Origin of the sequence: Erwinia sp. MYb416 (assembly GCF_037479575.1) — a bacterium.
In the GTDB taxonomy this organism is placed as follows: domain Bacteria; phylum Pseudomonadota; class Gammaproteobacteria; order Enterobacterales; family Enterobacteriaceae; genus Erwinia; species Erwinia rhapontici.
Genome location: NZ_JBBGYT010000438.1, coordinates 679,227 through 699,595, shown reverse-complemented (window position 1 = coordinate 699,595; position 20,369 = coordinate 679,227). Strand labels below are relative to the sequence as shown.

At 57.3% G+C, this 20,369-nt stretch carries 15 protein-coding genes; 10 read left to right on the top strand and 5 right to left on the bottom strand.

The window, feature by feature from the left end; translation table 11 throughout:
• Positions 1 to 70: 70 nt before the first annotated feature.
• Entirely contained in the window at positions 71 to 2,368 is a 2,298-nt protein-coding gene (gene bglX / locus WH277_RS12850) for a beta-glucosidase BglX (protein ID WP_133841146.1), read from the bottom strand.
• A gap of 190 nt (positions 2,369 to 2,558) precedes the next feature.
• Here bglX and dld point away from each other — a divergent pair, with 190 nt between their 5' ends.
• Positions 2,559 to 4,301 (top strand): D-lactate dehydrogenase, encoded by a 1,743-nt coding sequence (gene dld, locus WH277_RS12845; RefSeq protein ID WP_339505761.1) that lies wholly within the window; start codon positions 2,559 to 2,561, stop codon positions 4,299 to 4,301.
• 55 nt (positions 4,302 to 4,356) lie between these two features.
• Here dld and WH277_RS12840 read toward each other — a convergent pair whose 3' ends face one another.
• The gene (locus tag WH277_RS12840; protein WP_339505760.1) at positions 4,357 to 6,786 is read right to left on the bottom strand and encodes a DUF3772 domain-containing protein; all 2,430 of its coding nucleotides are present in this window, start codon (positions 6,784 to 6,786) and stop codon (positions 4,357 to 4,359) included.
• Between the two features lie 187 nt (positions 6,787 to 6,973).
• Here WH277_RS12840 and WH277_RS12835 point away from each other — a divergent pair, with 187 nt between their 5' ends.
• Entirely contained in the window at positions 6,974 to 7,489 is a 516-nt protein-coding gene (locus tag WH277_RS12835; protein ID WP_339505759.1) for a GNAT family N-acetyltransferase, read from the top strand.
• A gap of 40 nt (positions 7,490 to 7,529) precedes the next feature.
• Here the strand turns inward: WH277_RS12835 and pbpG are convergent, their stop codons facing one another.
• Both pbpG and WH277_RS12825 read right to left on the bottom strand, forming a co-directional pair.
• Positions 7,530 to 8,483 carry a D-alanyl-D-alanine endopeptidase gene (gene pbpG / locus WH277_RS12830; protein ID WP_339505758.1) on the bottom strand — a complete coding sequence of 318 codons (954 nt, stop codon included), beginning with the start codon at positions 8,481 to 8,483 and terminating at the stop codon, positions 7,530 to 7,532.
• Between the two features lie 166 nt (positions 8,484 to 8,649).
• Positions 8,650 to 9,237 carry a Yip1 family protein gene (locus tag WH277_RS12825; RefSeq protein ID WP_133841151.1) on the bottom strand — a complete coding sequence of 196 codons (588 nt, stop codon included), beginning with the start codon at positions 9,235 to 9,237 and terminating at the stop codon, positions 8,650 to 8,652.
• Positions 9,238 to 9,460: 223 nt separating this feature from the next.
• Between WH277_RS12825 and WH277_RS12820 the strand changes: the two genes are divergently transcribed.
• Complete coding sequence (locus WH277_RS12820; RefSeq protein ID WP_133841152.1) at positions 9,461 to 10,027, top strand: DedA family protein; 567 nt, start codon at positions 9,461 to 9,463, stop codon at positions 10,025 to 10,027.
• A gap of 165 nt (positions 10,028 to 10,192) precedes the next feature.
• Here the strand turns inward: WH277_RS12820 and WH277_RS12815 are convergent, their stop codons facing one another.
• The gene (locus WH277_RS12815) at positions 10,193 to 10,837 is read right to left on the bottom strand and encodes a DUF1028 domain-containing protein (RefSeq protein ID WP_339505757.1); all 645 of its coding nucleotides are present in this window, start codon (positions 10,835 to 10,837) and stop codon (positions 10,193 to 10,195) included.
• 148 nt (positions 10,838 to 10,985) lie between these two features.
• On the opposite strand from WH277_RS12815, the gene WH277_RS12810 reads away from it, so the two are divergent.
• From WH277_RS12810 to WH277_RS12780, 7 genes are all read left to right on the top strand, one after another.
• Positions 10,986 to 12,557, top strand: coding sequence for an ABC transporter substrate-binding protein (locus tag WH277_RS12810; RefSeq protein WP_133841154.1), 1,572 nt, complete (start codon positions 10,986 to 10,988; stop codon positions 12,555 to 12,557).
• 15 nt (positions 12,558 to 12,572) lie between these two features.
• Positions 12,573 to 13,520, top strand: coding sequence for an ABC transporter permease (locus WH277_RS12805; protein ID WP_167864900.1), 948 nt, complete (start codon positions 12,573 to 12,575; stop codon positions 13,518 to 13,520).
• Complete coding sequence (locus WH277_RS12800) at positions 13,517 to 15,289, top strand: dipeptide/oligopeptide/nickel ABC transporter permease/ATP-binding protein (protein ID WP_167864901.1); 1,773 nt, start codon at positions 13,517 to 13,519, stop codon at positions 15,287 to 15,289. Before WH277_RS12805 ends, WH277_RS12800 begins: the two co-directional genes overlap by 4 nt.
• Positions 15,286 to 16,101, top strand: coding sequence for an ATP-binding cassette domain-containing protein (locus tag WH277_RS12795; RefSeq protein WP_339505756.1), 816 nt, complete (start codon positions 15,286 to 15,288; stop codon positions 16,099 to 16,101). The genes WH277_RS12800 and WH277_RS12795 overlap by 4 nt, the downstream gene beginning before the upstream one ends.
• Before the next feature lie 13 nt (positions 16,102 to 16,114).
• Complete coding sequence (locus WH277_RS12790) at positions 16,115 to 16,882, top strand: FadR/GntR family transcriptional regulator (RefSeq protein WP_133841158.1); 768 nt, start codon at positions 16,115 to 16,117, stop codon at positions 16,880 to 16,882.
• A 282-nt stretch (positions 16,883 to 17,164) separates the two neighbouring features.
• Complete coding sequence (locus tag WH277_RS12785; protein WP_339505755.1) at positions 17,165 to 18,979, top strand: glycoside hydrolase family 15 protein; 1,815 nt, start codon at positions 17,165 to 17,167, stop codon at positions 18,977 to 18,979.
• 202 nt (positions 18,980 to 19,181) lie between these two features.
• On the top strand, positions 19,182 to 20,339 hold the full coding sequence (locus WH277_RS12780) for a L,D-transpeptidase family protein (RefSeq protein WP_133841160.1): 1,158 nt from the start codon (positions 19,182 to 19,184) through the stop codon (positions 20,337 to 20,339).
• Positions 20,340 to 20,369 lie beyond the last annotated feature (30 nt).

Below are 20,369 nucleotides of genomic sequence, written 5' to 3'. Positions count from 1 at the left end.
CCAGTGAAACCGGGCGAGGCATGCCTCACCCCAATGGAAAATGAGGTGGGCATGCCCTGCCCGACCCGCTTTACAGGTAATCAAACTCCGCATCGACGGTGCGCGCGGAATCCAGCCCGATCATCACGCTGAATTTACCCGGCTCGGCCACCTGCTGCATTCTGGCATTCCAGAATTGCAACGCGCTGACGTCAATCGGGAAGGTGACGGTTTGTGATTCACCGGCCTTGAGCATGATGCGCTTAAAGCCTTTCAGCTCTTTCACAGGGCGGCTAATGCTGGCCACCTGATCGCGCAGATAAAGCTGGACCACGGTTGCACCATCGCGCTTACCGCTGTTGGTCACCGTGACGCTGGCGTTGACCGTGCCGTTACGTGGCATGGTCGTCGCAGACATCTTCACAGGCGACAGCGTGAACGAGGTATAGCTCAAACCGTAGCCAAACGGGAACAGCGGGCCATTCGCTTCATCAAAATAGTGTGAGGTGTATTTGTTCGGTTTTTCGAAGTTATACGGACGGCCACTGTTGAGATGGTTGTAATAGATCGGGATCTGGCCCACGGAGCGCGGGAAGGACATCGGCAATTTGCCAGACGGGTTGTAGTCGCCAAACAGCACATCAGCGATGGCGTTACCGCCTTCGGTGCCACTGTACCAGCTTTCCAGCATCGCATCGGCCTGCTGCGTTTCATGCACCAGCGTGAGCGCACGGGCATTCATCAGCACCAGCACCAGCGGTTTTCCGGTCGCTTTTAGCGCATCAATCAGTTTCAGCTGACTTTGTGGCAGCGTCAGGTCACTCCGGCTGGAGGCTTCATGCGCCATACCACGCGCCTCACCTATCGCCAGCACCACCACATCCGCTTTTTTAGCGGTGGCAACGGCTTCATCCAGCATCTGCTGCGGTGAACGCGTATCGACGGTCATCGCTTTTTCATACAGGTTGATAAAGTCCTGAATGCCTTTATCGTCGGTGACGTTCGCGCCTTTGGCGTACAGCAGCGTGGCTTTACCGGCCGTGGCGTTTTTCATCCCCTGCAACAGCGTGACGGACTGCGCTGCCACACCGGCGGCAGACCAGCTACCCATGATGTCGATCTGGCTGTCCGCCAGCGGGCCAATTAAAGCCACTGTGCCGGATTTTTTCAGCGGCAGCGTCTCCAGACGGTTTTTCAACAGCACCATGCTTTTGCGCGCCACATCGCGGGCTTCGGTGCGATGCAGACGGCTTTCCGCATTGGTGTCTTCCGGGTCGCTCCCCACCGGACCAAGATGGCTGTACGGGTCGTTAAACAGCCCCATATCGTATTTCACATTCAGCACATGGCGTGCCGCATCGTCGATCTCTTTCTCGCTCACTTCACCGCGTTTTACCAGGCCCGGCAGGTACTTGCTGTAATACTCATCGCTCATACTCATATCAATGCCGGACTTCAGCGCAATACGCACCGCGTCTTCCGGATCACGCGCCACGCCGTGTTTGATCAGCTCTTTAATGGCACCGTGATCGCTGATGGTGATGCCTTTAAACTTCCAGTCATCACGCAGCACCTCTTTCAACAGCCAGCTGTCGGCGCTGGCCGGTACGCCGTTCAGCGAGTTAAGCGCCACCATAACGCCGCCGCTGCCCGCATCTAACGCCGCTTTGTACGGCGGCAGATAGTCCTGGAACAGACGCTGCGAACTCATGTCTACGGTGTTGTAATCACGCCCGCCTTCCACCGCACCATAGGCGGCAAAGTGTTTGACGCTGGTCATGACGGAATAGCGATCCGCCGGGCTTTTGCCCTGCATCGCCTGCACCATCGTGCGGCCCATCACCGACGTCAGATAAGTATCTTCACCAAAGCCCTCTGAGCCACGTCCCCAGCGAGGTTCACGGGTCACATCCACCATGGGCGCCCAGGTCATATTCAGCCCGTCATCGGCGGCTTCATACGCCGCAATGCGGCCAACATTCGCTACGGCCTCGGTGTCCCAGCTCGCGGCCAGCGCCAGCGGGATCGGGAACTGGGTGCGCTGCCCGTGGATCACATCATAGGCAAAGAACAGCGGGATCTTCAGGCGGCTGAGTTGCATCACCTGATCCTGCATCTGACGAATGTCATGCCGGGTGACAGTATTAAAGATCGCCCCCACCTGCCCCTGCTGGATCATATCGCGTATGGCGGATTTCGGATTTTCCGGCCCCACGCTGATCAACCGGAGCTGGCCGATCTTTTCATCCAGGGTCATTTTTGTCAGCAGGTCGGTAACGAATGCGTCACGCGCCTGCGGAGTCAGTTGATGTGGGCCGATCAAATCGTCGGCAAAAGCTGGCTGGATCGCCAGAGTAACGGCAAGGCTGACAGAACAAATCCATTTCATCAGATGATTTTCTCTCAAGTGACTGTGGCGTATCTATATTATTTTAGTGCAAGTAACAAGCGGGTGCAGTGTGTCATACCTTGAGAATAGCAGCTAGTTTTCAGGTGATGAATCACAGACGCCACAGGCCGGACTTTATTGCCACGCTGCGAGTGCTACAGTAGGACGGTGATACTGACAAGGATATGACATGCACACTTCCCAACACGCAGAACAAAAACTGATCGCTGAACTGGGCCGCATTGTGGGCCGCAACCATCTGTTAACGGAACCGGAAAAAACGGAACGCTATCGTAAAGGCTTCCGATCGGGCGAAGGCGATGCGCTGGCGGTGGTCTTCCCCGGCAATTTACTGGAGCAGTGGCGTATTTTGCAGGCCTGTGTTGCCGCCGACGTGATTATTCTGATGCAGGCAGCCAACACCGGGCTGACCGAAGGCTCAACGCCGAACGGCAAAGATTATCCGCGTGATATCGTGATTATCAGCACCCTGCGGATGGATAAAATCCAGTTGCTGGATGAGGGTAAGCAGGTGCTGGCGTTTCCCGGCAGCACGCTCTATCAGTTAGAAAAAGCCCTGAAACCGCTGGGACGTGAACCGCACTCGGTGATTGGTTCCTCCTGTATCGGCGCCTCGGTATTGGGCGGTATCTGCAATAACTCGGGTGGATCGCTGGTGAAACGCGGCCCGGCCTATACCGAGATGGCGCTGTATGCGCAGATTGATGCCAGCGGAAAATTGCAGCTGGTGAATCATCTTGGGATCAACCTCGGCGTCACACCGGAGCAGATTTTAGGCAAGCTGGATGACGACAGCTGGCAGCAGAGTGATGTGCTGCACGACCAGCGTCACGCCTCTGACCCGGATTACGCCGAACGGGTGCGCGACGTCGATGCTGACACGCCATCGCGTTTTAATGCCGATGAACGCCGCCTGTTTGAGGCCTCCGGCTGTGCCGGCAAGCTGGCCCTGTTTGCCGTCCGCCTGGACACCTTTGCCAGCGAAAGCGCCCAGCAGGTGTTTTACATCGGCACCAATGACACGGCGGTGCTCGACCAGCTGCGCCGCCATATGCTGGCCAGCTTCGATAATCTGCCCGTGGCCGGGGAATATATGCACCGCGATATTTTTGATATGGCGGAAACCTACGGCAAAGACACCTTTGTGATGATCGATAAGCTCGGCACCGACAAAATGCCGCTGTTCTTCACGCTCAAGGGACGCGCAGATGCCCTGCTCGCCCGGATCAAATGGCTGAAGCCCCACTTCAGCGACCGTCTGTTGCAGAAAATAGCCGCGTTGCTGCCGTCACATCTGCCACCGCGCATGAAGCAGTATCGCGATCGTTTTGAACACCATCTGATGCTGAAGATGTCCGGCGACGGGGTGGCGGAAGCGCGCGCTTATTTAAACGACTTTTTCAGCAGCGCCGAAGGGGAGTTCTTCGCGTGCGAAGGAAAAGAGGGAGCACACGCTTTCCTGCATCGCTTTGCCGCGGCGGGCGCGGCCGTGCGTTATAACGCGGTACACCATGAGGAAGTGGAGGATATCCTGGCGCTGGATATTGCCCTGCGCCGTAACGATCGTGACTGGTTTGAGCAACTCCCGCCGGAGTTCGACGATGCGCTGACCCACCGTCTTTATTACGGCCACTTCCTCTGTCATGTGTTCCATCAGGATTACATCGTGAAAAAAGGGGTGGATGTGCACGCGCTCAAGGAGAAGATGCTGGACATCCTGCACGCGCGTGGCGCGGAGTACCCGGCAGAGCATAACGTCGGGCATCTGTACAAAGCCAAACCGCAGCTGAAGGCATTCTATCAACAGCTCGACCCGACCAACAGCTTTAATCCAGGGATTGGTAAAACCACGCGGGCGAAGCACTGGGGCGAGTGCGGGTGCGATAAATCACAGGGGGACCGGCACGCCTGACCCTGAAACGGGCAACGTGTGCCTGCCCCCTAAACGGGCGAGGCATGCCTCGCCCCTACGTTTTAGGCTCCTGCAATACCATCTGACCGTTTTTACGTTCAATGATCATGGTCTGCGGTGTGGATAACATCACACCTTCTTTGCGTAAGCGGGTGAGGATATCAAACAGCAGATCACTTTTCGCCCCACCCACCTGACGCGGGCTGGCAACGTTACCGGTTACAGACAGCACAATCCCCGTGGAGGTCAGATCCTTAAAGGTGACTGACGGCTCCGGGGTCTCCAGAATGCGTTCGTTCTCGTTATACACCTCAAGCAGCAGTTGACGAACCTGCTGCGGGTCAATATCCAGCGGGAAGGTCAGCGTAATGGTCGCCACCCCCTGGGCATTGCCCATTGTGGCATTACGTACGTTCTGCGAAATCAGCTGCGAGTTAGGCACAATCACCGTCGATTTATCACTCAGCTGGATTTCCGTGGCACGCACATTGATACGGCGAATATCGCCTTCAATGCCGCTGATACTCACCAGATCACCGACCTTAACAGGACGTTCCGTCAGCAGGATCAGGCCGGAAATAAAGTTCTTCACAATTTCCTGTAAGCCAAAACCAATACCGACTGACAGGGCGCTGACGATCCAGGCCAGCTTGTTCCATTGAAGGCCCATAATCGACAGGGTCATCAGGATCACCAGCACAAAACCGATATTACTGAACAGGGTGATCAGCGACAGGCGCATCCCTTTGTCCATCGTCGTTTTCGGCAGAAAATCATGCTCCAGCCAGCGCTTGACCGAACGCAGAACCCAGATGCCCACCACCATGCAGATCAGCGCATTCACCAGATGCGCCGGGACGATATTCAGGGATTCAAGGCCTTTACCGCCCCAGAACTCAATGGCTTTCTGCACCAGCTCAATCGGTGTCGAACTGCCGAAAGTACCGTTAAGCAACGCCATCGCAGCAGCCAGCACCAGCACAGTTTTGCCTATGGCGCCCAGCACTGCTGCAACCTGCCCCAGATGACGCTCATCGATATTCAGCGAAGCCTGAATGCGTTTACCGGAGGCATTGTTAGTGGAAAACAGACTTTCACACCCATCGGCCACCAGCTGGCTGAGGATATAGAAAGAGCCAAAAACAATCCCCATCCAGATCAGCTCGTAGCTCAGGAAGCGCGCCAGCGTGATATAGCCAATGACCAGCGCAATCATAATCGCCACGCCAATCAGCGTCAGCGCCATCTGGATCAGCCCGACCAGCGTAGATTTCGCCTCCGGCTGATTACCTTCCTGCATCATACGGCGACGTACGCGGTTGGTGCGCATACTGATTGACAGCGCCGTGGCACCAATCAGCAGTGCAGTCAGGCCGTTAGCAAAGATAGTGGTGCCAACGCTGGTGCTGGCGCTGCTGTTGAAGCTTTCAACTGTCTGGAAGATAAACACCAGCGCAGCGGTGAGCGGTGGGAAGGGTTTTAACGCCATCGCCACTTCATTAGAGATATTCGGCAAACGCCATGACGGGCGACGGGTGGAGAGGAAAGCCCGCCCGAGGCCGGCAATCAGACCACAGAGCACACTGAGTCCGACCAGCTTGTCAGCGAAATCCCGGACCTCGTCGACAACGTCATCGTGGCGGGTGAAGGCAAGGTCGAGGAAGTTAAAGGCCAGCACTACTGCGGCAAGGGTGGTGATAGCGGTCGCTGCCGCCAGGAAACTGCGGCGCAGACGACCTTCCGGCAAATGGTGAATCCCCACCCAGGCAAGAAACTCTTCCAGATAGCGGCGCCCCAGCGTGGCCACCAGGCCGGCGGCCAACAGCCATGCCAACGTGCCAAAGCGCCAACCGGGTTCCCAGGAGAGCGCAGCGGCGCCGGTCAGCTCATCGACAAAACCGCTGATCTTTTCGCTGTCATCGCTTTGGGTGTTAAACAGCGGTGCCCAGAAGCGCGGGCCGAAAATACTGCCTGCGTTGAGCGCAAGCTGGGTTTTCAGCGCGTCACGACGCAGGTTGACGATCTGCGCTGACAGGTTAATCGCCCCGCTTTTGATCGCCTCGGCCTGTTTTATCTGGTCATCCATTTTGCCTTTCTGGTTTTCCAGCTTGTTGCGTTTGCTGGTGACCTCAGCCGTTTCTTTCACACCGCTGCTGGCTTCCGGGGCCGGGCCCAGCACCGCCAGCTGCGCCTGTAACTGCGCACGCTGTGGGATGATACTTTGCATCAGCGTATCGGCATCGCCGGACAACTCCAGCGCCAGATCGTTGAGCGCATTGAGTTTACTGTCGTTTGTTTGACCGGAAACCTGCTGTTTGATCTTGTCCAGCACCTTCTGCATTTTAGGCAGTTCAACGGAGGCGTTGATTTTAGGGGGAGCATCATTTTGCTGAGTGTTGTCGTTATTCGCCGCCAGTACAAACTGGGGCGACAGCGCCACCAGCGCCAGCAGACAAACACGAAGAAAAGTTAACAAGCCAGACATGTGCAGGTTCCTGAGACTAAGGGCAGCGCCGGGCGGCGCCTGTCAATTTTCCGGCTAGTTTAAGCTTTTGATCTGGCCGGGACTATAGGATTCGTGATGGAAAAATGAGGTCGTTGTCATAAGAATATTCTATGACCTCACCTTCCTGGTGTTATGGCAAATTATCCAAAAATGCATGGAGCAAAAAATGTCCCTTTCCTCTTCTGAGCCGATCGTCCGTGATGCAACACCAGCCGATATCGACGCGATGACCCGTATTTATAGCTGGCATGTGCTGCACGGTTGCGGTTCCTTTGAGGAAACGCCCCCCGATGCAACAGAGATGGCTGCCCGACATCAAAAAGTCTGTTCGTTCGAACTGCCGTGGCTGGTCGCCGAGATCGACGGGCAGGTCGTGGGTTACTGCTATGCCACACAATATCGTCCACGTCCCGCCTACCGTTTTACCGTTGAAGATTCGGTCTATATTGATGCGGAAATGGGGTGCCGGGGCATCGGCAGCGCCCTGCTGGCCGCGCTGATCGTCCGCTGTCAGCAAGGTCCTTACCACCAGATGCTGGCGATTATCGGCAATGGCGAGCGCAATGCCGGCTCGCTTAATCTGCATAAAAAAATGGGGTTTGAGATTGTCGGTAATTTTCGCGCCGTTGGTTTTAAACATGGCGAATGGCGCGATACATTACTGATGCAGCGAGCGTTATAACCAGGGCGACCGCAAAAAAAGGTCGCCCCGTGAGCGCAGGTTATTCTACCGCGCTGTCATCGACCGCCCGGTTAGTGACCACCTGCGAGGCTTTCTGCTTCTTGTAACTCAGCGCTGCCGGAGGAACCGGAGAGATTTTGCCGGTTTCCATCCACTTACGCAGACGGTTAGCGTCAGCAAAATGGGTGTATTTGCCAAAGGCATCCAGCACCACCAGTGAAACCGGGCGCTTATTGATCACCGTACGCATCACCAGGCAGTGTCCTGCCTCATCGGTATACCCTGTTTTCGTCAGCTGTATATTCCAGTCCGGGCGATACACCAGATGGTTGGTGTTACGGAACGGCAGGGTGTAATTCGGGTTACGGAACGTTGCCATATCTTCATGGGTGGTGCTGAGTTCGCCCAATAGCGGATAACGTTTGGTCGCGATCAGCAGTTTGCTCAAATCACGCGCCGTTGAGACGTTCTTAATCGACAGTCCGGTCGGCTCTACGTAATGCGTGTTACTCATACCCAGTGCACGGGCTTTGGCGTTCATGGCGCGAATAAAGGCATCATATCCGCCCGGATAGTGGTGCGCCAGGCTGGCCGCCGCGCGGTTTTCTGAGGACATCAATGCCAGCAACATCATGTTCTTACGGCTGATTTCGCTGTTAAGACGCACGCGCGAATAGATTCCACGCATTTCTGGCGTACGGCTGATATCAACCTTGAGCATTTCATCCATCGGCAGATGGGCATCCAGCGTCACCATCACCGTCATCAGCTTGGTGATCGAGGCAATCGGACGGACCAAATCCGGGTGACTGGCGTAGATCACATTCTGGGTGGTCAGGTCGACAATCATCGCACTGCCTGATGCAATTTCAGGCTGGGCCGATGCAGTTTCTACGGCAGGCTGGTGAGTACGGGCAACGGCCTGATTCAGGATGACCTGACCAGAAAACAGCATAACCACACTTAATAGAGACAAACGGATTTTTGCAGGCATTGTAAACTTAGCGGCTGATAATGAGGGTGTGGAGACCACACACCGCGTCCCGCACTGTTGCGGGGGCTGGCGCAGGCATAATACGCCGGAAGTTAAGGATTATCCTACAGGATATTCGTTTCTGAGCGTTACCAAAACACCGCCGGTTTCCCGGCGGTATCCACGCTCAAAATAGCTGATAGCCGTAACCCCACATCAGCACGGTTATCGCCAGTAACACTTCAAACACCAGGATACCGATGGCCAGTGTGGAGCCGGAGAAACGTAAGCTCTCTTCGCGGTCAATGTTGAGGAGCAGCGGGATACCGACATACAGCAGATAGCCGGTATAAACCAGCGCCAGCGCGCCGACAAGGACACAAAGCCACACCAGAGGATAGAGAGCGACCAGCCCGCTGAGAAACAGCGGCGTTGCCACGTAACCGGCAAAGACACGACAGTTTGAGAGTGAGGGCCGCTGCGGGTAGTCACGCGCCATCCACCAGATCACCCTTCCCATGACGGCCACACCCAGCAGGATCAGCGCATAGAACAGGATGGCCAGTGAGAACGCACTGAATAACGACAGCGGAATAGTCCGTTCAATGCCGATATCCCAACCGATTTGAGTGGTACCAATGAAGGCGCAGATCACCGGGATCAACGCCATCAGCAGCACATGATGAGTGTAATGATGCGAGAGCGTTTCATTCTCTTGCTTAATGTCGCGCATCTCCCGACCCGGGTGCGCAAGAAGTCCCCAGACATGATTCATATCTTCACTCCTCTGTACAACGGACCGCCAGCAGGCACAGTCTCGGGCGGCATCTCTTCAAGTATAAGCGGCCCTGGCCTGTTTGTTTTTTATCCAGCAGATGAACGCGTTAAGCGCTTCATTTTCCGTTAAAAATAAACACGGAGACGGCCCTTTTCGCTGCAACTTTTATTAAAAGGGTTAGACTTAACCCTAAAAGCAACATGAGGAACGGGTTTAACAGATGGATGTGAATACGCTGATTTCCCAGTATGGCTACTGGGCACTGTTTATTGGTTGTCTGGCTGAGGGTGAGACATTTACGCTGTTGGGCGGTGTCGCCGCACATGAGGGCCTGCTGCATTTCGGCTGGGTGGTGCTGGTGGCGATGTGTGGGGGTGTTCTGGGTGATACTGCGCTGTTTTTCATTGGCCGCCGCTACGGTGAGCCGATCCTCCAGCGTTTCAAAAAACATCAGCAGCAAATTGAGCGTGCTAACCGCCTGATCCGCAAACGTCCGGTGCTGTTTGTGATTGGCGTGCGCTTTATGTACGGACTGCGCATTGTCGGGCCGATTATTATCGGGGCCAGTCAGCTCTCGCCACGCAAGTTCCTGCTCTTTAACGCGATTGGCGCCGCACTGTGGGCGCTGATTTTTGTTTCGCTCGGTTATCTCGGCGGCCAGGTGATTGCGCCGTGGCTGCATCAGCTTGACCATCATCTCAAGCACCTTTTCTGGCTGCTGCTGGCGGTGGTGCTGGTGTGGGGCATACGCCTGGCGGTGAAACACCGCCATAAAAAGCATCAGTAGTGGTCGACCTTCAGTGGTCGACCTTCGTTTCCAGTCGGCCAGCGCAGTCGGCTCCATTTTGGTCGGCCGGCAACACTGACCAGACTCTTCGGGCAGCCCCCGGCGCGGGGTGGGGGGAAAAAGATCATCCCCGACGAAATGTGAATACCTGACCCGTTGCGGTCCCTATTCCCCCCCCGGCAACTGCCGGAAAAAATCCGCATAGGTGGGCGCGCGCACCTGCTCCAGCACCGCGGCTAATTGCGCCAGGGGGGCATCCGACCAGTCAACACGCACATCAATGTCGGCATAAGCACGACGATCCCAGACCTTTAGCGCCGCAGAACGAATGCCACGCTCATCCCCTCCGGCCTGATGCGCAGCATTGAGCGCCGCCAGCATCCGATCGGCCAGCGGCAGACGGTGCGCCGCTGCAAACGCAGTCTGCATCGCCGTCAGGACCTGTTCACTGACCAGCATATTGCCCGCCACGGCCAGCTGCGGGCCCGCCATGCTGCTGAAGCAGCGCCCGCACAGGCTGCCGCTCCAGTGCGCGGTCGCCCCGGCATTATCGATAATCAGCAGCTGCCGCCGCTCACGCGCATCATCTTCCTTCAGCAACAGATGCAGCGTCTGTTCAGCCGTCAGCCCCTCTGCCAGCAATGCCAGCCCGCGACTGCCGTACAGTGGATTGGTCAGCGCCTGCGTGGCAATAGCACCCGTACGAGCGCGGCCATGGATCACCAGCGCACCCACCGCCGGGCCGCCCGTGGCCGTGGCCGCCGCCAGTGCGCCACTCTGTGGATCGCGTGCCACAATAGAAAAGGTCATTGCACCCTCCTTCTGCCAGGCAGATCAAATTTATATGGATAAATTATTGCACTTAACGCTATTTATACGCATAAATAACAAACAGGACAAACTTTGTTCATCCGCACGTCACACCGTGCGCTGACCACTCTGCTTAACGGGGACCACCATGTTCACATCGCTACGCACCGGGTTGCACTGTCTTTCCCTCTGCCTGGGCCTGCTGGCCCTGGCACCCCAGGCCGGGGCAGAATCTCCCCCCGGCGTGCTAATTATCGGCCAGGTGGCAGAGCCACAGTCGCTCGATCCTCAGGTGGCTACAGCTGCTAACGATTCGCGTATTCTGGTCAATATTTACGATGGTCTGGTGCGCAATGCGCCGGGTTCACTCTCGATTGAACCGGCACTCGCCAGCCGTTGGGAAATCAGCCCGGACGGCTTGCGCTATACCTTCCATCTGCGTGAAGGCGTCACGTTCCACGACGGTACGCCGTTCAATGCCGATGCGGTGAAATTTACCTTTGAACGCATGCTTAACAAGCAACATCCGTACTATCACACCGGCCCCTTCCCGCTGAGTTTCTTCTTCTCTTCCATCGATACCATCACCACCCCGGATGTACAGACGGTGGTGTTTACGCTGAAACAACCCTTCGCCCCCCTGCTCTCCAATCTGGCGACCCCTGCCGGGCTGATTGTGTCTCCGGCAGCGGTGAAGAAATATGACAAAGACGTTGGTCGCCATCCGGTCGGCACCGGGGCCTTTCGTTTTGGCGAGTGGCAGGCCAACCAGCGCGTGGTGCTGACCGCCAATAAAGACTACTGGGACGGCGCACCGAAGCTGGAAGCCGCCGTGTTCCGTCCGATTACCGATGGCAACACCCGTACCGCGGAGATGCTCTCCGGCGGCATTGATGCGATGGTGGAAGTGCCACCGGACACGGTAAAAACCTTCGCCGATAACCCGCAGTTCAAGATGCACCAGGCGGTCGGCCCGCACGTCTGGTTCCTGCTGCTGAACACCAAAGAGAAACCGTTTAACGATAAGCGCGTCCGCCAGGCGGTGAACTACGCCGTGAATAAGCAGGCACTGGTCGATAAAGTCTTGCAGGGATCGGCACAGGTTGCCGATGGCCCGATCCCTTCAGCATTTACCTGGGCGGCGAATAAAGAGGTCAGCCCGTATCCTTACGATCCAGAAAAGGCCCGTGCGCTGCTGAAAGAAGCCGGGGCAGAAGGAGCTACGCTGAATTTCTACGTCACAGAAGGGGGATCAGGGATGCTTGATCCGATCCCAATGGCCACCGCGATTCAGGCCGATCTGAAAGCCGTGGGCCTCAACGTCACTATTCAGACCTGGGAGTGGAACACCTATCTGGCCAAAGTGAATGCCGGGCTGACCCCGCAAACCCAGATGGCAGAGATGGCGTGGATGACCAATGACCCGGATACCCTGCCGTTCCTCACCCTGCGGCGCGATGCGTGGCCGGATAAAGGCGGCTTTAATTCCGGTTATTACAGCAATCCCGAGGTCGATAAGCTGCTGGATGAAGCCCGCAGCAGCAGCGACCAGCAGACGCGCGGTGCACTGTATCGCCAGGTCCAGGCCCTCGTTCACGATGATGCGCCCTGGCTGTTCGTCGCCAACTGGAAGCAAAACGCTGTGACCACGCGCCAGGTGCAGAATTTTGCCCTGCAACCTAACTTCAACCTGATCCTGCATCAGGTCAGCAAACCCTGACGGAGGCCGCCTGCCATGTGGAACTATTTACTGCGGCGATTGATTGGCATCATCCCGGTGATTATCGGCCTGTCGCTGATTGTCTTTCTGCTGATGGCGATGATCCCCGGCAACCCGGCACAGGCATTGCTCGGCGCATTTGCCACACCGGAAAATGTGGCGCGCGTCAGCGCCGAACTGGGGCTGAATAAACCGCTGTGGCAGCAGTATTTCATCTGGGTCAACAACCTGCTGCACGGCGATTTTGGTCGCTCCTATGTGCTGAACCGCCCGGTGATCGATGAAGTGCTGGAACGCCTGAGCGCCACCCTGTTGCTGGGCGGCTGCGCGCTGTTGCTGAGCGTGATCCTCGGCCTGCTGGCGGGTGTCACCTCGGCGGTACGCCAGTTCGGCTGGGGCGACAAACTGATCACCCTGCTGGTGTTGATCGGCATTTCCCTGCCCTCGTTCCTGATCGGCCTGCTGATGATCATGCTGTTTGCCGTCAGCCTGCGCTGGTTCCCGGCCTCCGGCATGTTCGCGATTTATGGTGGCGGCGATGCATGGGACCTGCTGCATCATCTGACGCTGCCCGTCATCACGCTGGCAATTGTTGCCACCGGGGTGATTGCCCGCCTGACGCGCACCGCGATGCTGGAAGTGCTGCGCCAGGATTACATCCGTACGGCACGCGCGAAAGGCGTCAGCGAGCGCCGGGTGATATGGCGTCACGCCTTTCGCGTGGCGCTGGTGTCGGTGATCCCGGCGATCGGTATTCAGGCTGGCTTTGTGCTGGGCGGTGCGGTGTATATCGAAACCGTGTTCCAGTGGCCGGGCCTGGGCGCGATGCTGGTGAAAGCCGTCTCGACCCGCGACCTGCTCCTGGTTCAGGGCGGCGTGCTGGTCGCTGCCATTGCTTACGTGCTGATTAATCTGCTGACCGACATCGTTCAGGCCTGCCTCGACCCGAGGGTAAAATCATGACGACTTCCACTACCCTGCCCACGCGCCGCTCCAGCTGGTCGCTGTTACTGCACAACCGCCTCGCCGCGCTGGGATTGCTGCTGCTGGCAATCACCTTAACCGCGGCCTTTATCGCCCCGCTGCTGCCGTTGCCGGACCCGGATGCCACCGACCTGCTGCAACGTCTTGCTCCACCGCTGACGCCGGGCCACCTGCTGGGCACCGATGCGCTGGGCCGCGATATGTTATCGCGCCTGCTGTGGGGCACCCGGGTTTCCGTTGCCGTGGGCCTGAGCGCCACCCTGCTGGCCGCCGTATTCGGCACGTTGATCGGCCTGATTGCCGGCTACGCCGCCGGGCGCACCGACAGTATCCTGATGCGCCTGATCGATATGATCATGGCCTTTCCCTATATCCTGCTGGCGCTGGCGATTGTCGCGGTGCTCGGGCCAGGGCTACTGAATGCGCTCTATGCCATCGCGCTGGTCAATATTCCGTTCTTTGCCCGTAATGTACGTGGTCTGACCCTTGGCCTGCGCAGCCGTGATTTTATTCAGGCAGCCAAACTGTCGGGGAAAAATCATACGCAGATCCTGTTAAGCGAAGTCCTGCCAAACGTACTGCCGCTGATCGTGGTGACGCTCTCCACCACCATCGGCTGGATGATCCTTGAAACGGCTGGACTCTCCTTCCTCGGTCTGGGCACGCAGCCACCGGATGCCGATCTCGGCTCGATGCTGGGCCAGGGGCGCAACCAGCTGTTTATCGCCCCCCATGTTGCCCTGGTGCCGGGCGTGATGATCTTCCTGCTGGTGATCGGTTTTAACCTGCTGGGAGATGGCGTGCGTGACCTGCTGGATCCGCGTCTGAAGTCCGGCGCCCTGCTACGCTCACAGGCAATGACCACCGTTGATCGTGCAGCGGTCGCCCCGCGTGCTCATCCTGATGCGCTGCTGGAAGTGGTGGATTTACAGGTGGCGTTCAGCCGTGGCAGCCATCGGGTGCCCACGGTAAAAGGCGTCAGCTTCCATGTGCAGGCGGGTGAATGCCTCGGGCTGATTGGCGAAAGCGGCTCCGGTAAAAGCGTCAGCGCGCTGGCGATTATGGGTTTGGTGGCTTCGCCACCCGGTGTGATCACCGGCGGTAGCGTCTGGCTGGAGAATGAGGAGTTGCTGTCTCTCTCTGCCACCCAGATGCAGCAACGCCGTGGTGTACGCGTGGCTTATATCTTCCAGGACCCGCTGACGTCACTGCATCCCCAGATGCGCATTGGTCAGCAGCTGGTCGAAGCGATTCAGTGCCACCAGCCGCTAAACGCCGCGGCAGCACGCGCCAAAGCCATTACGCTGCTGGAAGATACCGGCATTCAGCAGGCGGCAGAACGCTTTGATGCCTGGCCTCATCAGCTTTCCGGCGGCCAGCGTCAGCGCGTGGGCATTGCAATCGCCCTCGCCAACGATCCGCAGGTGATTATTGCCGATGAACCCACCACGGCGCTGGATGTCACGGTGCAGGCGCGTATCCTCGCCCTGTTGAACGAACTGCGTCACAAACGCGGGCTGGCCCTGCTGTTTATCACGCATGATTTTGCCGTGGTCAGTGAGATGTGTGACCGGGTAGCGGTAATGCGTCAGGGTGAGATTGTGGAAAGTGGTCTCACCGCCACGGTATTACAGGCTCCTCAACACGACTATACCCGACGACTGATTGCCAGCGTGCCGCAGCGCGGTCAGGGCCGCGCCTTCCTGCAACAAATCCGCCAGCTACACCAGCAGGAGACCTCTTCATGAAGAACGTGATTGAAGTGAAAAATCTGATAAAAACCTACCCGGGTCAGGGAGGATGGTGGCGACGCAGTAACGCCGTTGAGGCGGTAAAAGGCATCAGTTTTGATCTCTGCCAGGGGGAAACACTTGCCGTGGTCGGTGAAAGTGGCAGTGGAAAAAGCACCCTCGCCCGTATGCTGGTCGGGCTGGAATCCCCCACGTCTGGCAGCCTGACCCTACAGGGTGAAGAGGCCAGCCTGCTGGCACAGCGTGGCGTGCAGGCCTTTGGCAAAACCATTCAGTATGTGTTTCAGGACCCGGTGGCATCGCTCAATCCGCGTAAAACCATTCGTCAGACGCTGAGCGTACCGCTGCGGCGGCTGTGTGGTTACTCTGCGCATGACTGTCTGCCGCGTATGCAACAGCTGCTGGCGGCGGTCAATATGCCTGCCGATGCCCTGAACTGTTATCCTCATGAGTTTTCTGGCGGTCAGGCGCAGCGGCTGGCGATTGCCCGTGCGCTGGCGGCAGAGGCACAGATTCTGGTGCTGGATGAACCTGTCTCTGCGCTTGACGTCTCAGTACAGGCACAGGTTCTGCTATTGCTGGAGGATCTTAAACAGGAACTGGGTCTGTCTTATCTGTTTATCAGCCATGACCTGGCCGTGGTGGAGTCGATTGCCGACCGCGTTGCAGTGATGAATTCTGGTACTATCGTCGAATGCGCCGCCACGCAGACGCTGTTCAGTGCGCCTGAGCACGAATACAGTCGTCAACAGCTGGCAGCCGCGCCAGCCTGGCAGGCCACGCCGCCCAGCGTTCAGCCCACTCTCTGACATACAGGTGACCATGTCTTCAGTATCAACGCCCCCCGAGGCAGTAAAGCGTAAACGCACCGACACCATCATTGATGCCATCAAGCAGAGCATTGTGGATGACAACCTGCTGCCCGGCGATCGCCTGCCGCAGGAAAAAGATCTGATGGTGCGGTTTTCCGCCGGAAAAAGTACGGTGCGCGAGGCGCTGAAGGCGCTGGAAGCGCAGGGGCTGATCCGCACACGTACCGGACCTGGCGGTGGTGCGTTTATCGACAGCATGCCGGAAAACCGTGCCATGAGCCTGCTGTCGAATTATCTGTTTACCCGTGAGCTGAGCATCAGCCATATCTATGCGCTGCGTAAAACGCTGGAACCGCAGGTTGCGGTCAGCGCCATCGGCCAGATTGATGAGGCGGGTTTTCAGCAGTTGCATCAGTTGATTCGTATCTATGATCACCCGCCCGCCAGTGAGGAAGAGCGCTGGGAGCAACGTATGGCCGAGCTGGATTTTCACAGTGTGGTGGCGAGTTATTCGACTAATCCGCTGCTGGCATTTTTCTGTCGTTTTCTGCAACGTCTGCTGAAAGATCTGGCGGTGTGCAAAGATATTTATCAGCAGCCGCAGCCCGTCGATCGTCGCCAGGGCATCGAATATCAGTATCAGTTGATTGATGCGCTGCGCCGTGAGGATGTCACCGCGGTGGAACGCATCATGCGCGATCATATGCAGCATGCTGAGCAGGCGATGCTGTTGCTGCAGGCGACGCTGGAAGAGCGTTTTTTACGGGATGATAGTTGAGTGAGGGTCAGGCATGCCTGACCCCTACGAAAGATTACGGTTGTAGTAGACGAGTGGCATGCCTGACCCCGGCGAAAGATTACGGTTGTAGTAGACGAGTGGCATGCCTGACCCCGGCGAAAGATTACGGTTGTAGTAGACGAGTGGCATGCCTGACCCCGGCGAAAGATTACGGTTGTAGTAGACGAGTGGCATGCCTGACCCCGGCGAAAAGATAGTGCGGTTGTCGTAGGGGCGTGGCATGCCGCGCCCATCAGCCAAAACAACCGCTATAGTTAAACGATGAATAAAATCAAACGAAAGATTGAAGACCACGGCGTCATTGGCGATCTGCGCACCTGCGCACTGATCGCCAATGACGGAACCCTCGACTACTTCTGCTGGCCCAACCTCGATAGCCCCTCGGTATTCAGCGCCCTGCTCGACAGCGATAAGGCGGGCTTATTCAGCCTCAGCCCCGACTGGCCCGATGCGCGTCGTATGCAGCTCTACCTGCCCGATACCACCCTGCTACAAACCCGCTGGCTGGACGATCTGGGTGTCGTGGAAGTGACCGACTATATGCCGGTATGCCAGCGGGAAGACCGCCAGCCGCGCATAATTCGTCGGATTAATGTGGTGCACGGCAGCGCCACCATCAACCTGCGCTGTGCGCCTGTCCATGATTATGCCCGGGCAGAAACCCGCGCCACTCTGCAATCAGGAGGCGTGATATTCCACGCAGAAGGTCAGCCCACGTTACGCCTGACGGGCGAAGTGGACTTTGCCCTGGAAGGTGCCGCGGCGGTCGCCCGCTTCACCCTACAGGAAGGGGAATCGCGCGAGTTTATTTTCGGGGGCGATGAGGATCCGCAGCGTGAAGAAGAAGGTACCGAAAGCTGCTTTGATGCCACGCTGGCGTTCTGGCGGCAATGGAGCGCGCAGAGTAGCTACCAGGGACGCTGGCGGGAAATGGTGAACCGCTCGGCGCTGACGCTGAAGCTGCTGACCTCCTGGCAGCACGGTTCGATTGCCGCTGCTGCCACGTTTGGCCTGCCGGAAGAGCTGGGTGGTGAACGGAACTGGGACTACCGCGCCGCCTGGATCCGTGATGCCTCCTTCAGCATGTATGCCCTGATGCGCCTCGGCTATGTCGATGAAGCAAAACACTTCACGCACTGGGTCAGCCGCTGCGTTGAGAACAGTCACAACGACGTTGAAAAATTACAGGTGATGTACCGCATCGACAGCGGCACCGAGCTACACGAAAGCGAACTGCTGAACCTGTCGGGCTATGCCGGTTCCACCCCGGTGCGCATTGGTAATGATGCCTGGCGCCAGTCGCAGCTGGATATCTACGGTGAGTTGATGGACGCCATTTATCTCGCCAACAAATACGGCGAAGCGATTTCCCAGCGCGGCTGGAGCCACGTCAGCCGGATGATTGACTATGTGGCCGACCACTGGGAGCAGCGTGATGCAGGCATCTGGGAAATGCGCGGGGAACCGCAGCACTTCCTGCATTCACGCCTGATGTGCTGGGTAGCACTTGACCGTGCATTACGTCTGGGGGAGAAGCGATCGCTGTCAATGCCTGCCGAACGCTGGACCGCTGCCCGGGATGCGATCCGCAGCGATATCTGGGAGAATTTCTGGCACAAAGAAGCGGGTCACTTTGTCGCCACCCGTCACGGCGAGTTCGTTGATGCCTCAATGCTATTAATGCCGCTGGTGCGCTTTGTCGGAGCCACCGATCCGGACTGGCTGGCAACGCTGGATGTGATTAAAGAGAAGCTGGTCAGTGATGGGATGGTACGCCGCTACAACGTCAGCGAAACCCCGGCCGATGGCCTGCAGGGTGAAGAAGGGGCCTTTGCCGCCTGCTCTTTCTGGTACGTTGAGTGCCTTGCCCGTGCCGGGCGGCTTGATGAAGCACACTTTGAATTTGAGAAGCTGCTAAATTACGCCAACCCCCTCGGCTTGTATGCGGAGGAGTTTGACAGTCGCGGTCACGCGTTAGGCAATACGCCTCAGGCGCTCACCCATCTGGCCCTGATCAGTGCCGCCTTCTTCCTTGACCGGAAACTGAGTGGGAAAGATCCGCTCTGGCAACCCTGAAATCAGGACGATGCATCGCAGAAACAGAATGATGCATCGCAAAAATGGTCGTATTGCAGACAATTTATCGTAAAGATAGTTCAACAGGGAAAATCCTGGTTTCATCCGGGGCCATAATGCACATATAATGTGCAGCCGGTCACAGTTGGCCAGTATTGGGTCGTTTATCAACAGTCTACATGGCGCTACACCTGAAATTACTATGAAAAAGAACATCCGTGCGTTAGTCACCTTGATTCTGGCCGCTGCGGCTTTCAGCCACTCTGCCTTCGCTGTGGTTTACCCTCTTCCGGCCGCCAACAGCCGCCTGACCGGGGAAAATCTGGAAATTACCATCCCGGAAGACAGCAAACTTCCGCTGGAAGCTTTCGCTGCTCAGTACCAGATGGGTCTGAGCAACGTTATGGAAGCGAACCCAGGCGTGGACGTTTATCTGCCGAAAGCAGGCAGCAAACTGATCATTCCTCAGCAGTTGCTCCTGCCTGACGCTCCGCGTGAAGGCATCGTGATCAACAGTGCGGAAATGCGTCTGTACTACTACCCGAAAGGCAGTAAAACTGTGGTTGTGCTGCCTATTGGCATCGGCGAACTGGGCCGTGATACACCGGTAAACTGGACGACTACCGTTCAGCGCAAAAAAGATGGCCCGACCTGGACTCCAACCAAGAAGATGCATGAAGAGTACGCCGCACGCGGTGAATCCATGCCAGCGGTCTTCCCGGCTGGCCCGGACAACCCGATGGGTCTGTATGCGCTGTACATCGGCCGCCTGTATGCCATCCACGGCACCAATGCTAACTTCGGTATCGGCCTGCGCGTGAGTCACGGCTGTGTGCGTCTGCGTGCTGACGATATCAAATGGCTGTTCAAGAATGTGCCAGTGGGTACACGCGTGCAGTTTATCGATCAGCCGATTAAAGCATCGGTTGAGCCGGACGGTTCACGCTACGTGGAAATTCATAACCCACTGTCGCAGACCGAAGAGCAGTTTGCCTCTCGCGAGCCAGTTCCGTTGACACTGACCAATGCGGTGAACAAGGTGGTTTCAGACGCCAGCGTTAACACAACCGCAATGGAAGACGCGCTGAAAGCACGTTCTGGCATGCCAACCAAAGTGAACGGCGATGCAAATAGCCAGCCTTCTGCTCCGGTTGTGGTGCCTCAGCAGGCTGCCACGCCTCAGGAAGCACCTGCTGCCCCAGCCGCAGCTCAGGGCACTGACGCACCTGCCGCTACTGACGTGCCAGCAACCACGGAAGCACCGGCAACTACTGAAGCACCGGCAACAACCGATGCGTCAGTACAGGCGGTTCCCGCGCTGACTCAGCCTGGCCCGATCTACAGCACGCCGAAGCCTTAATTCCGCGCAGTAGATATAAAAACCCCCGTG